Annotated in this window: 17 protein-coding genes; 3 read left to right on the top strand and 14 right to left on the bottom strand. The window is 41.0% G+C overall.

Annotation, left to right across the window (positions count from 1 at the left end):
- Nucleotides 1–16 precede the first annotated feature (16 nt).
- Complete coding sequence (locus tag AC3WTB_RS16860) at nucleotides 17–142, top strand: YjcZ family sporulation protein (protein ID WP_008342643.1); 126 nt, start codon at nucleotides 17–19, stop codon at nucleotides 140–142.
- 43 nt (nucleotides 143–185) lie between these two features.
- Here AC3WTB_RS16860 and AC3WTB_RS16855 read toward each other — a convergent pair whose 3' ends face one another.
- The 7 genes from AC3WTB_RS16855 to AC3WTB_RS16825 all read right to left on the bottom strand — a co-directional run bounded on the left by AC3WTB_RS16855 (nucleotide 186) and on the right by AC3WTB_RS16825 (nucleotide 4,869).
- Nucleotides 186–347: a hypothetical protein gene (locus tag AC3WTB_RS16855; RefSeq protein ID WP_155267112.1), complete on the bottom strand. Its 162-nt coding sequence runs from the start codon at nucleotides 345–347 to the stop codon at nucleotides 186–188.
- A 160-nt stretch (nucleotides 348–507) separates the two neighbouring features.
- Nucleotides 508–642, bottom strand: a complete 135-nt coding sequence (locus tag AC3WTB_RS16850) for a YrzI family small protein (protein WP_064497892.1) — start codon at nucleotides 640–642, stop codon at nucleotides 508–510.
- Between the two features lie 451 nt (nucleotides 643–1,093).
- Entirely contained in the window at nucleotides 1,094–1,324 is a 231-nt protein-coding gene (locus tag AC3WTB_RS16845; RefSeq protein ID WP_492333987.1) for a YrhC family protein, read from the bottom strand.
- A gap of 72 nt (nucleotides 1,325–1,396) precedes the next feature.
- Nucleotides 1,397–2,545 (bottom strand): bifunctional cystathionine gamma-lyase/homocysteine desulfhydrase, encoded by a 1,149-nt coding sequence (locus AC3WTB_RS16840; RefSeq protein WP_492333986.1) that lies wholly within the window; start codon nucleotides 2,543–2,545, stop codon nucleotides 1,397–1,399.
- 1 nt (nucleotide 2,546) lies between these two features.
- On the bottom strand, nucleotides 2,547–3,470 hold the full coding sequence (locus AC3WTB_RS16835; protein WP_492333985.1) for a PLP-dependent cysteine synthase family protein: 924 nt from the start codon (nucleotides 3,468–3,470) through the stop codon (nucleotides 2,547–2,549).
- Nucleotides 3,471–3,516: 46 nt separating this feature from the next.
- Entirely contained in the window at nucleotides 3,517–4,212 is a 696-nt protein-coding gene (gene mtnN, locus AC3WTB_RS16830) for a 5'-methylthioadenosine/S-adenosylhomocysteine nucleosidase (protein WP_024423101.1), read from the bottom strand.
- Nucleotides 4,213–4,227: 15 nt separating this feature from the next.
- Nucleotides 4,228–4,869, bottom strand: coding sequence for a class I SAM-dependent DNA methyltransferase (locus AC3WTB_RS16825; RefSeq protein ID WP_492333984.1), 642 nt, complete (start codon nucleotides 4,867–4,869; stop codon nucleotides 4,228–4,230).
- A gap of 186 nt (nucleotides 4,870–5,055) precedes the next feature.
- Between AC3WTB_RS16825 and AC3WTB_RS16820 the strand changes: the two genes are divergently transcribed.
- Nucleotides 5,056–5,259, top strand: coding sequence for a YrzA family protein (locus tag AC3WTB_RS16820; RefSeq protein WP_024423103.1), 204 nt, complete (start codon nucleotides 5,056–5,058; stop codon nucleotides 5,257–5,259).
- A 38-nt stretch (nucleotides 5,260–5,297) separates the two neighbouring features.
- Here the strand turns inward: AC3WTB_RS16820 and AC3WTB_RS16815 are convergent, their stop codons facing one another.
- The 3 genes from AC3WTB_RS16815 to greA form a co-directional block, all read right to left on the bottom strand.
- Nucleotides 5,298–5,963: a YrrS family protein gene (locus AC3WTB_RS16815; RefSeq protein WP_099663481.1), complete on the bottom strand. Its 666-nt coding sequence runs from the start codon at nucleotides 5,961–5,963 to the stop codon at nucleotides 5,298–5,300.
- A 67-nt stretch (nucleotides 5,964–6,030) separates the two neighbouring features.
- Entirely contained in the window at nucleotides 6,031–7,773 is a 1,743-nt protein-coding gene (locus AC3WTB_RS16810; protein ID WP_144491373.1) for a peptidoglycan D,D-transpeptidase FtsI family protein, read from the bottom strand.
- Nucleotides 7,774–7,823: 50 nt separating this feature from the next.
- On the bottom strand, nucleotides 7,824–8,297 hold the full coding sequence (greA, locus tag AC3WTB_RS16805) for a transcription elongation factor GreA (protein ID WP_039180237.1): 474 nt from the start codon (nucleotides 8,295–8,297) through the stop codon (nucleotides 7,824–7,826).
- Between the two features lie 624 nt (nucleotides 8,298–8,921).
- Here greA and AC3WTB_RS16800 point away from each other — a divergent pair.
- Nucleotides 8,922–9,269, top strand: a complete 348-nt coding sequence (locus tag AC3WTB_RS16800; RefSeq protein ID WP_059374687.1) for an Ig-like domain-containing protein — start codon at nucleotides 8,922–8,924, stop codon at nucleotides 9,267–9,269.
- A 52-nt stretch (nucleotides 9,270–9,321) separates the two neighbouring features.
- Here the strand turns inward: AC3WTB_RS16800 and udk are convergent, their stop codons facing one another.
- Genes udk through AC3WTB_RS16780 form a run of 4 tightly spaced genes read right to left on the bottom strand, consistent with a single transcriptional unit; the run spans nucleotide 9,322 to nucleotide 12,842 of the window.
- Nucleotides 9,322–9,954 carry a uridine kinase gene (gene udk, locus AC3WTB_RS16795; RefSeq protein ID WP_024423106.1) on the bottom strand — a complete coding sequence of 211 codons (633 nt, stop codon included), beginning with the start codon at nucleotides 9,952–9,954 and terminating at the stop codon, nucleotides 9,322–9,324.
- Nucleotides 9,955–9,961: 7 nt separating this feature from the next.
- A complete protein-coding gene (locus AC3WTB_RS16790) occupies nucleotides 9,962–11,230 on the bottom strand; it encodes a peptidase U32 family protein (protein WP_024423107.1) in 1,269 nt (422 codons plus the stop codon).
- A gap of 20 nt (nucleotides 11,231–11,250) precedes the next feature.
- Nucleotides 11,251–12,180: a peptidase U32 family protein gene (locus AC3WTB_RS16785; protein WP_064497887.1), complete on the bottom strand. Its 930-nt coding sequence runs from the start codon at nucleotides 12,178–12,180 to the stop codon at nucleotides 11,251–11,253.
- Entirely contained in the window at nucleotides 12,177–12,842 is a 666-nt protein-coding gene (locus AC3WTB_RS16780) for an O-methyltransferase (RefSeq protein WP_039180249.1), read from the bottom strand. The genes AC3WTB_RS16785 and AC3WTB_RS16780 overlap by 4 nt, the downstream gene beginning before the upstream one ends.
- Nucleotides 12,843–12,874: the final 32 nt, after the last annotated feature.

Genomic DNA, 12,874 nt, shown 5'->3' with positions numbered 1-12,874 from the left:
AAGGTGGTGCTAGATTATGGGCTTTGGCGGTTATTCTGGAGGCTACTGCGGTGGCTACGGTGGCGGTTTTGCAGGCGGATTCGCATTGCTTGTTGTACTGTTCATTTTGTTGATCATCATTGGTGCAAGCTGGATTTGCTAATGTAAAAGGAGCAGGAAACCATGACGTTTCCTGCTCCTTTTCTTTAATACCAATAAGTCCGGTACTGATACATATAACGTCTGAGCATTTCCTCTTGCTCTCTTTGCATGCGGTATGGATTGCCGTACCCGTGCTTTAAGGAATGCGGAATAGATGCATATCCGTGCCCCACAGACGGAAATCTCATATATGGTGACATCGACATTTATTGATCACCTCACAATCTCCTTTTACGGTTATCATATGTGCAGGTGATCAATGTGGAGCGTGTCTAAACCTGGTCCTTCTCCCTCGTATAACAATCAAGCATGGCAAGCATCATAAACATGTCAATCTCCTCCTTTTCACTTTTTTCATTTCCCGTTTTAGTTCATATACTTTAGTTGTTTCTGTTTCATTTCTTCATAAAATGTTTCGACTTCTTGTTCGTAAAGAACAGTCTCAATATCCTTGTATTTACGCTTGATCGTCAATGTAATAAAAAATAAATGGATTGTCATATACGCTCACCTCCCTTCAGTTCGCAGCACGCGAAATAGCCCGCAGATCTTCTTTATCAGTTGACCTGCGGGCACACAAAAATACAGCTCAAAAGACATTGTCTTCCAACCTGCAATGGATGATACGTGTGAAATCCTCGTTTACTACTTAAACAGTTATGAAGCGTGCACCGTATAAGGCAAAGGAAGAACACGAACTCTTCCACAGGCTGATGACATGATGAAATTGTTGGTTGAATTGATCACAAGTAGATACGAATAACATATTCTTCAGCCTCCTTTACGTTTTTTTAATTACTTTGTAAGTATATCCAGCAAGCACCATTTTGTAAACCTGTTTTTAGTAATATAGATGATTTTTGTGTTTTTGACTAAATTTCTACAGTTATTCTTGTCCGATTGTCCAATACAATGAAAAAAGCCCCCTCAGGCACATGAGGAGACTTTCGAATTAATCTTCATCTAATTCTTGCAGTTTCTTTTGAAAGAAAATCGCACGTTTAACACAAACAAATGCGGCTAATAAGAAAACACAATCTATTCCCATCATCAGCTTTTTTGGAGATGCTTCGATGTGCTGGTTCGGTAAGATCGTACCAATATATAAAAAGGTGCTGACAGCAAGCAAAATAAAAGCGTACTGCTTGTAATCTGTCACTAAATCACTCCACTTTTTCTTCACTTGTTTCACCTTCCAGTTATCAATGTCTATTCATAGCTTAACATAGTGAGAGAAAACGAGGAGCATGTAAATCTATCCATTCGCCAGCGCGCTAAGTCCTTGCTTGATATCATGTAGTAAATCATCAACATCTTCAATCCCAACGGAAATACGAATTAAACCATCTGTGATGCCAAGCTCCTCCCTGCGGTCTTTTGGAATGGACGCATGGGTCATCCGGGCAGGGACAGAAATTAAGCTTTCAACAGCTCCAAGGCTTTCTGCGATCGTAAACAGCTGTAGCTGGCTCAAAAATACATCAACATGTTCTTCTTTTCCAATATCAAAAGAGATCATTCCGCCGAAGCCAGTTGCTTGTGTTTTCGCAAGTTCATGGCCAGGATGAGTACCGAGACCTGGATAATAAACACGTGTGACAGCTGGATGTTGCTTTAAAAACTCAGCGATTTTCTGTGCATTTTGTTGATGTGCTTCCATTCTTAGCCCAAGTGTTTTCATCCCTCTCATGAGAAGCCATGAATCCTGCGGTCCAAGAATTCCGCCTGTCGAGTTTTGAACAAAGTGCAGTTCTTCTCCAAGCTCTTTCGTCGCTGTGACGACAAGCCCGCCCACAACATCACTATGACCGCCTAAATATTTAGTCGCACTGTGCAGAACAATGTCCGCACCATATTCAATCGGCTTTTGGAAATACGGTGTGAAAAATGTATTATCGACAATCATCAAGATGTTGGCTTCCTTTGTCAATTCGCCGATCGCTTTTAGATCCGTCATTTTGAGTAAAGGATTGGTTGGTGATTCAATGTAAACGGCTTTTGTTTCAGGTAAAATGGCTTTTTTCACCGCTTCAGGATCACTTGTGTCAACAAAGGTTGCAGTAATGCCAATACGGTTTAGCACCTTTGTGATGACGCGGTAGGTTCCGCCATACACGTCATCTGTCAGCACAATATGATCCCCGCTGTTAAACAGCATCATCACAGCCGTAATGGCTGCCATCCCTGAACCAAATGCGTAGCCGTTTGCTCCTCCTTCAAGATCACGAATGACTGTTTCCAGTGCGGTTCTTGTTGGATTTGCTGTTCTGGAGTATTCATACCCCGTATGTTCGCCTGCTTTCGGCTGCTTATACGTGCTCACTTGGTAAATAGGTACAGACACGGCGCCTGTTCTTTCATCACCCGTTGTTCCGCTGTGAATCATCATTGTTTTTGGTTTCATTCTATTTTCCTCCCTCATAAATTCCTTTACTTAAATATCGCTCACTGCTGTCAGGAAAAATGGTCACAATGACTGACCCAGGTGCTGCTTTCTTTGCTTCCTCTAAAGCGGCAAATAAAGCGGCACCAGAAGAGCTGCCGATGAGAACACCTTCTTTTTCAGCTGCTTCTTTCACCATTCGAAACGCATCATCATCACTGACAGTGTAAATCTCATCGAATAAAGCCTGCTCCATATAATCTGGGATAAATTCAAGACCAATTCCTTCTGTTCTATGCGGGCCCGGATCCCCACCATTTAAAATTGACCCTTCAGGCTCCACAACCACTGTTTTTATCGCCTGATGCTGCTCTTTTAAATAGGCGGCACAACCTTGAAAAGTCCCACCAGATCCTGCTCCTGCGACGAACACATCGATATTCCCTTTTAAGTCGGACCATAATTCCGGACCGAGCGTTCTGTAGTAAGTCAATGGATTTACTTGGTTTTTAAATTGTAAAACACAATAGGCATTGTCAAGGCTTGCCTCTAGTTCAAGGGCTCGATCAATCGCACCCTTCATGCCTTCATTTCTTGGCGTATGAATAATCTCTGCACCGAGCGCCTTCATCACCTGTTGTTTTTCTTGACTAAAATGTTCTGGTACACAAAAAATGGTCTGCAATTGATGCTTTCTTGCACTTAGGGCAAGCCCAATTCCTGTGTTCCCAGCAGTTGCTTCAATAATCGTTCCGCCTGGACGCAGTTTGCCAGATGCTAATGCTTCTCTGATGAGCATATCACCTAAACGATCTTTAATACTTCCACCTGGATTCATCATCTCAAGCTTTGCATACACCTCAACGCCTTCTGGGACGCCAATCCCTGACAGCTTTAAAAGCGGTGTGCGGCCAATTAATTCGGTAATATCCTTTATGACAGCCATATAATTCCCTTCCTTTGCATGGAAAAGAAGGGGGAAACCCCTTCTTTTATTGTGTTTGCTTTATCATACGCAAGACAAGGTCGGTTGAGTGAATCGCTGCTTGCTCAAGGAATTGATCAAAGGAGATATTGGATTCTTTCCCTGCAATATCTGATAGCGCACGAACGACAACAAATGGCGTACCAAAGAGCTGACAGACCTGTGCAACAGCTGCAGCTTCCATTTCCACCGCATATAGCTCTGGAAACTTCTCTCTTACAAACGCTACACGATCCGGATCATTCATAAATGAATCTCCTGTTGCAATCGTTCCTTTTGCCACTTGAATATGATCGATCTCTAAAGCAGATTCCTCTGCAAGCTTCACAAGCTTTTCATCCGCAATGAAAGCAGCTGGAAGTCCCGGCACTTGTCCATATTCGTAATCAAAGATGGTCACATCTACATCATGATGTCTCACATCAGTAGAGATGACAATATCACCTACATTTAATGAGTGATGGAAACCGCCAGCAGATCCTGTATTGATCACATAATCTGGCTGAAAGCGGTCAAGCAGTAATGTTGTGCTGACCGCTGCATTTACTTTTCCAATCCCTGATTTTAATAAAATCACTTCTTTATCTTCATAAACACCTGTTGTAAATTCACACCCAGCGATGTTTTCTTGTGTAGCATTCTTTAGTTGATCTCTTAAAATCGTCACTTCTTCTTCCATTGCACCTATAACTGCGATTTTCAAAACAAAAACATCCTTTCATTCCCTTTTCTTCGCTTCTACGATCCAAACAAAATCATTCATTTGATGAAAGGATGTGCTAAAACCTTCTTCTTCAAAGATTTGCTTTAACACATCAATGGATGGATAATATTCCGTTTCTAAATCCTCTGCAAGCTGATCGAACCCTGCAGCTCTCGCTTTGTCGATTTCAGCTTGATGTGCTGCTTGATTTTGAAACATTGTATCAGCAAAGACTATTTTACCATCTGAGTGAAGGATGTTGCTATAGGTGTGAATGGCTTGTTTTTTTTCTTCATCCGTTAAATGGTGGAATGCATATGAGCTGACGATCGTATCCGGCTCAAAAGGCGGCGCTGGAAATGATAAAAAATCCCCATCATGAAGTATATTTGGTAGTCCTTTTTGAAGAGCTGCTTTCTTCATGGCATCTGATGGTTCAACACCAAACACGTTTTTATCAGCTGCAAGCAGGAGCGCTGTTAGATTCCCCGTACCGCTTCCAAACTCAAGAACATATTGGCCTGAACGGCGGGTAATTTCTTTTAAAATATCCGGATACCGGCGAAACACTTCTTTATACTGCTCGTCATGACCACTCACCGTGTCGTCATAAGAGTCAGCCCAATGATCAAATAAAGAAAGAAATTCACGTCCCATTTTCTTTCCCTCCACTTTATCTTTTTATTCCTATGCGTATAGTATGTTTTATTCCGTCGAACAGTTCCTATCCTACCACAACTTCTGTTTCTTTCCTACTAAAAAATACTGGGAGAGGTAGAAAAATATTTGCCCTTCTGAGGGAGAGAGATTAAGATGAATGAAGAGTATAGAGAGGTGAATCAAATGGATTTTCAGCTGGATTTTTTAAAGGATAAAATTGAATTTTTTGAAGCAACATCTTTAAAAGAACTTGAACAAAAGATCCAAAAACAAATTGAACATAATCAGGCGATTCTGCTGACCGTTCATTCTGTCAGTCATCAAACGACCGTGATCGATGAGCGGATTTTGTATACAGCAGTTGTTCATTTTAAAGCGAATGTTTAAACAAAAAAGATAGCATATCTGCTATCTTTTTTTCATGTTTATCTTAATTTTTCAACCTTCACAGGTTTCCAGCCTTTTTCATCTACCCACGTAATTTCCACGCGGTAGCGTTCACCTGTTGATTTATCACGGATGGTTCCTTTTGCATCTTGAGGACCTCCGTTATTTCCTAACCAAAGAACGGTCATTTGATCTTCTGAAATTCCTGTCGCATAGGACATGGCTTTGATCATTTCTTTCCAGTCTGTTGAGCTCGAATCATAGGTTGCTGTATGTGAACCGGATTGCTCTGTTCCTACAGGCTCCCAGTCATCGTTTTCGTATGTTTTGTCGACGTCACTTGTTTTGCCGCCGTCTGTTTCTTTGGCGTCTTTTAACGCATCTTTATTAGGTTTTTCTTCATCATCTGTCTTCTTCGTATCGTCGTCTTGATCAGACGAATCATCTTTTTTTGCATCTGAATCATCGGATGTGTCTTTCTTTGGATCTTTCACATCTTCTTCTGAGTTTTGTTTATTTTCACTTGTTGCAGGTGCCGTTTTAGATGGCTCTTTCGCTACATCTGGATCTTTCGGCTTATTAAAAATTAACAAACTCGATGCGACAACCAAAATAAGCACCACAACAATACCAATTAATATGTTAAGCACCATATTTGCCTTTCTGCGCTTATCACGATGTTCAAATCGAGAATTTCTACTCAAAATCTCTGCACTCCTTTGCCTCTGTTCCCTAAGTCGTTTCTATTCTAACATGTCATGAAGGGATGTTCTATGTCTGTTTCTTTTCAATTTCATTGACCTTTTTTACAATATCATAAAACGCATCATTTGTCTTAGCCCGGCCACTTGTCTCGTCAAGGTGAACAACGACAAGGGCGTATTTTGGTTTTTCTACCGGAAAGTATCCAGCAAACCACTTATGATAAAGCGGATTCCCCTTTTTGTCTTGACCGCCGGTTTGGGCAGTACCTGATTTCCCCGCTACTTTGTATGGCAAATCTTGAAACCTTCTTCCGGTTCCCTTGTCAGAGGTCACCACCTGTCTTAAGAATTTTTGCAGCTTTTGAGCTGTATAGCGGTCTATGCTGCCCCCTTCAGGCCGTTTGTTTTGAAAGGACAGCATCGTTGTTCCGTTTTGATACAGCACTTTTTCTGCGATTTTCACTTCTTTTCGTTCTCCTCCTCTTGCAATCGCAGCCATCATATTCGCGATTTGCAGAGGAGTCGTTTTGACATTTTTTTGTCCTATTGCGGTTTGTGCAATGGCTTTTTTGACATGCTTGTCTCTTTTATCTCCCCACACACTGCCTGTTTCTTCACGATCAAACTGTTTGAAGTGCTTCTTATGATAGACATCCCCTTCCCAGCCAGTTCGATCTAAGAGTCCAAGCTTTGCAGCCGTCTTTTCGATGATTTGATCATCTGTTTGAATGAGCCTTTCAGCAAGTGTCGCAAAGGTATAATTGCAGCTCTCTGAGAAACTGTCCGTCAGATTTAGCACTTCCTGTTTTCCTTCCGGCTCTCCATATAAATTCTTTCGACAGTCATACATGGTTTGTGGCTGGTCAAGGTTTTTTTCGATTGCTGCGGCAAGCACAGCCGTTTTAAAGACAGAGCCTGGTGCAATAGCTGTCAGCATGTAATTTCTTGCCTCGTGCCGGTTTTTGCTTGTGACATTTGGGGTACTCGCCATCGCCAGCACACTGCTTTTTTCAATGTCAAGCAGAACGGCACCGCCTTTTTCAACGCCTTGTTCTTTGAGCACCTTTTCCATTTCAGCCTGCATGTCTTCATCTATTGTTGTCTGTACCTGAAGTGGATAAAAGGAATGAGCTTCTGCTGTATATTTGACGTCCATACCGAACAAGGGGTTTCCCCTTCCGTCCACATGATATAACAATTTTGTGTCTTGCTCGGGTAATAGAAATTCGTCAAAGGTGCTTTCCAGCCCAAATGTGCCGATTTCAGTACGAATGGAAAGCTCTTTTTTGTCAGGATACCGCTTTCTCAATAGTTCTGGATTCTCGCTTGTGAAACCTAATGTGTGGAGGGCAAGTCTTTTTTTGTCCTTCTCTTTCATATATACGCCGTACACACCTGAATATTTCATATCATTGATGTCTTTCAGCTTTTTTTTCGAAATGTCATCTTTTAAAATGAGCGGTTTTTTCGTTTCTGTTAACTGTTTTTTGAGTTCATTCTCTTCCATCTCAAGAATTGAGGCAGTTTGCTGCAAGCGCGGAAGATCATATTGCAGGAAAGGAAATAAGATAACCGCGGGCTGTTCTTTTGTAAGAAGTGCTTGGCCGTTTCGATCTAAAAACTCACCGCGTCCGTCTGAAATGACGACTTCTTCTGTTCGCTGTTTGACACTTTCTTGTATTAAATTGATATCAAGCTTTGAAAACGATTCTGTGAAGAACAGCTGAATTTCTGCCAGTCTCATCAGAAGACCGAGAAATAGCATAAAAATAATCGCACCTGTCCATTGAATTCTTCTTTTTTTGCGCATAAAAACACCTCGTCCCTATTGTGGACGAGGTGTTTACGTGATAAACGTGATTATGAAATTTTTACAATTTTGACGAACATTTCTCCGCCAGGTGTTTGAACGGTTACTTTGTCGTCTACTTGTTTACCTAAAAGGCTTTTTGCAATCGGTGAATCGTTTGAAATCTTGCCTTCAAACGGATCAGCTTCTGCACTTCCCACAATGGTGTAAGACTCTTCTTCGCCGTCTGGTAATTCAACGAATGTCACCGTTTTACCAAGTGAAACAACATTTGAATTTCCTTCATCTTCGATAATTTTGGCATTACGAATCATATTATCAAGCGTTGTAATACGGCCTTCTACAAACGCCTGCTCTTCTTTAGCAGAATCATATTCCGAGTTTTCAGAGAGGTCTCCAAAGCTTCTAGCGATTTTAATACGCTCTACAACCTCTTTACGTTTAACCGTTTTCAAATGTTCAAGTTCTTCTTCTAATTTACGCTTTCCTTCTTCTGTCATTGGAAATACTTTCTCTTGTGCCATGAATCATTCACTCCTTCTATTAATCCTCATCATACAAACTTTCTGCACGTGAGTGACGACTGAAATATACAAGAATGAGGACATGTTCAGGCCCTCATTCCTTCTGTCCCATATTCGTAAAAGTCCATCTTACATGGCGTCCCTTTTAGATGCAACTATTATGCCTTTTATTAGACAGGACCACTCCGCAGCGGTCTAAAATCGCACAAACTGTGGAAAGGCACAGGAAGCTCCTGTACCTCGTTCGGCCATTTCGATCATATGTAGAAGAATAGCTTACCCATTCTCCATCTTCCAATACATAATATGGTCAGTGTACGATATGTCTATGCTATATTATTACAAAATTGCGTTTTGATCAAGAATTGTTTGAAAATTTGTGATGATTTGTTTGTCGTTTTTTTAATATACTTTTTCAACTTCATTCTTTCGCTATATGGTAGTGATTTCTTCAACTCTTCTTTTCTTCATTGTTTTCTTATCATATCAAACCCTCAAGATTTTTTCCGATAATGCTGCTTTCATAAATGTTCACATATTATTAACAAATATTAACAAGGAAATATTTGGTTTATGTTGAATTCTATCAATGCAAGACCAAATATATGCTAGGGAGTGTTTTAAATGAACATGAAGAAAACAATTGTTTCTGTTCTATCCATCTCTACCTTATCTTTTTCACTAATGGGCATGGCTTCAGCCAAAGAAACAGCGGATTTCACAGTCAATCACAGTTCTTCTGGATTTCAAACTTTAGATGTGATTTCGATTCAAGATTACAGTTTACCTTTAAGAGTTGGTGAGCGGTACTCGGTCTATGATTCTGCAGCTACACGTTATTGGACAGATAACCAGAGTGTAGCTTCTGTTAGCTCTAGTGGACTAGTGACCGCTCATTCAACTGGTAAAGCCACTATCACTCTTTATAAAGGATCGTCTATCTTAGGACAAGTTTTCGTGACTGTTTATTAATATGATGCTGAAAAGACCTTTACACTGTAAAGGTCTTTTTCTTCTCTACCTATTACTCTGCACGGTTTTGAAGAATGGTTTGAATTTTTGTGACCATTAAGTCTATTGCCACATGGTTTTGGCCGCCTTCTGGGATGATGATATCGGCGTATCGTTTTGTTGGTTCAATGAATTGATTATGCATCGGTCTGACAACAGATACATATTGTTCGATCACAGAGTCGATCGACCGGCCTCTTTCCTTCGTATCGCGTAAAATGCGGCGGATGATGCGAAGGTCTGCATCTGTATCGACATACAGTTTAATATCCATTAAGTCTCTCAAACGTTCATCTTCGAGCGCAAAGATACCTTCAACGATAATGACATCCTTCGGCTCAACATGAACAGTCTCTTCTGAACGTGTGTTCAGTTTAAAATCATATATTGGTTTTTCAATGGATTCGTACCTTAGGAGCTGTTCCAAATGCTCAAACATCAGGTCATTGTCGAATGCAAGCGGATGATCATAGTTCGTGAGCAGGCGCTCTTCAAATGGCATATGACTTTGATTTTTGTAATATAAATCTTGCTGAAGCATGAGGATGGAATGTCCTTTAAATTTTTCATAAATCGAATTGGTGACGCTCGTTTTACCTGAACCCGAGCCGCCAGCAATACCAATGACAACTGGTTTACTCCTCATGTGGCTGTTATTTCCCCTTTCTCATCATGTTGCTAGGGTATACTTTTTGATCAAGCTTGAATTTGACGATTTGCAGCGGATGACGAGCGGCATCTAGTTCATTTCCTTTTTCATCCCAAATCGTCTCAATTTTGCATGTGAAATTCTCAATTTCTGGTCCGAAGAATTCGACTTCGTCGCCTTGCTTAAAGAAGTTACGCTGCTGCAATGTCACGATTTGTTCTTTTTCATCATAATGAAGAACAAGACCTGCGAAATCAAAGGTCGTTTTCTTTCCATGAATGCCAAACATTTGTTCATCTGTTCCTGGTACGCCTTCGAAAAAGGCTGGCGCTGTGTCACGGTTTGCGCATTTATCTAATTCATCTAACCATTCCTGCTGAATGACAAAATTGTCTGGATCAGCACAATACGCATCGATGACTTTACGATACACACTTACAACAGTGGCAACATAATGAATGGATTTCATCCGTCCTTCGATTTTTAAGCTGTCAATTCCCATTTCGATCATTTGAGGAATGGATTCAACAAGCTTCAAATCTTTTGGACTCATCGCAAATGGTGCATCTTCTTCACCAAATAAGGGCGCTTCCTCAGAACCTTCTAGTTTATAAAGATCATAATCCCAGCGGCAGGACTGGCAGCAGCCTCCACGGTTAGAATCTCTTGCCGTCATATGGTTACTGAGCACGCAGCGGCCAGAGTATGCGATACACATCGCACCGTGAATGAATGTTTCGATTTCAATATCGACTTTTTCTTTCATTTCTCTAATTTCTAGCGCACTTGTTTCACGTGCAAGCACCACACGCTCAAGCCCTTCTTCCTTCCAAAATTGAACAGCTTTCCAATTTGAAAGAGATTGCTGTGTGCTTAAGTGGACTTCAAGCTTCGGTGCAACACGTTTACATGTTTCAATGATCAGTGGATCAGCTACGATAATGCCTGCTACTCCAGCGCCTTCAATCCCTTGAAGGTATTCCTCCAGCCCGTCCATGTTTTCATTGTGGGCGAAGATATTCGTTGTCACATAAATGCGTGCGCCATATTTGTTTGCAAATGCGACGCCTTCTGCCATTTCTTCAATTGAAAAGTTATCTGCATTTGAGCGAAGCCCAAATTCTTTCCCACCAATAAAAACAGCGTCAGCTCCATAATGTACAGCAATTTTCAGCTTTTCCAAGTTTCCTGCGGGTGCAAGCAGTTCTGGTTTTTTTGTAATGACACGTTTCCCATCAATCATTTCAGAAATACCATCTTTCAATAATGCCATTTCCTCTGCCTCCTCTTATATTAATAAACCGTTTCTTTAAAGAAGAATCCTGTATCAATCGAACGATTCACTGGCTGAATCTCTTCAATTCGCTTCACCCAGTCCTCTTTCTGATCTTCATACGCGTCTTTGTCAGTCGTTAGTAAATCAATTGCTTTTCTATAAAGTGATGTCACCTCTGTCATATAAGAAAGTGACTTTAAAATTCCGTCAATTTTAAATGAGTCAATGCCTGCGTCAACAAACTCTTCTAATTCGTCAATCATACACACATCATTTGGACTCATAATATGTGTCCCGTTGGCATCCTCGAAAATAGGGTATTTGTTTTGACGCTCTTGGTCATGCAGGAATAGCCCTTCCTCCATATGTCTGCCTACGACATCCATTTGTTTGCCCTGGTATTCAAAGTAGTTGCCGATGAGCGTACGTTTTGATTGAAACATACATGTCATGCCATGGACCTGGATTTCAATCTCCACCTCAGCATTTTCTTTGATGTCGATCACACTGTCCATATTCAGCTCTTTTGCAAGAACAGCACGCGATGCGCCTTTTCTGCCCCAGTAGTTACAAGTGTAATAGTTGGTCCCAGTCGTCTCTGTACTCCAGTGAAGATTCAGATTCACTCCTGTTTCCTTTGCAGCCATGATCACGGCTGGGTCTCCAAAGACGACACCGTCCACGTTTAATGAATCGAGAAAAGTTAAATAATCTCCAAGCAGCTGGACGCGATCATTATGAAAAATTGCATTCATCGCCACATACACTTTTTTCTGATGGGCATGTGCAAGCTCAACCGTTTGTTTCACATCTTCTCTTGAAAACTCACCCGCAAGACGAATACCGTATGTTTGTTCGCCTATTAAGAATGCATCAGCTCCTGCCTCAATTAATGGCATGACGTCTGACACGCTGCTTGGCGTTACAAGCAATTCTGGTTTCTTCATGATTGGTCACCTCTTTTTGTACTAATGGCGATCCCGTCTCCAACTGGAATAATGCACGTTTGGAAATCAGGGTTTGACATGAGCCATTGATTGTATCGATCAATTTTTCCAATTAATTGTTTTTTTCGTTTATCTTCAATTTCTTCTTCATAATTCGTTGCCACTAAGCCTTTGAATAATACATTGTCTGTAATAATCATTCCGTCATGAGCAAGCATCGGTTCAAACAATTCAAAAAAACGCTTGTACTGCCCTTTTGCAGCATCAATAAAAATCACATCATAGGGCGCCATCGTTTGGACCGTTTTAGCCGATTCCATCGCATCACCAAAAAACACGTGTATTCTTTCTTTTAACTTTAATTCCTCAATGTTCCGTGTCGCTTCTTCATAGCGCTTTGCATTTCGCTCAATCGTATAAATCTCAGCATCTGGCAGAGCTGTTGCCATTCGAATGGCGGAATAGCCAATCGCTGTCCCAACCTCAAGAATTTTCTTCGGCTTTTTCATCGAAAGAAGCTGCAGTAAAAGCTCGATGCTCACCTTTTCCATAATTGGCACATGATGCTCTTTTGCATATATCTCTAATTGAGCGATTGCATCAGGACTTGGGTGAATTAAATGTTCAATATAATCATTTATTCGATCATCTTCGATAGTCATTATCTGTCTAGCTCCTTCATGACCTGAAAAAG

Source organism: Bacillus sp. EB106-04-04-XG123, assembly GCF_058791855.1.
The sequence above is the reverse complement of the archived record's forward strand: the minus strand, read 5'-3'. Positions and strand labels throughout refer to the sequence as shown.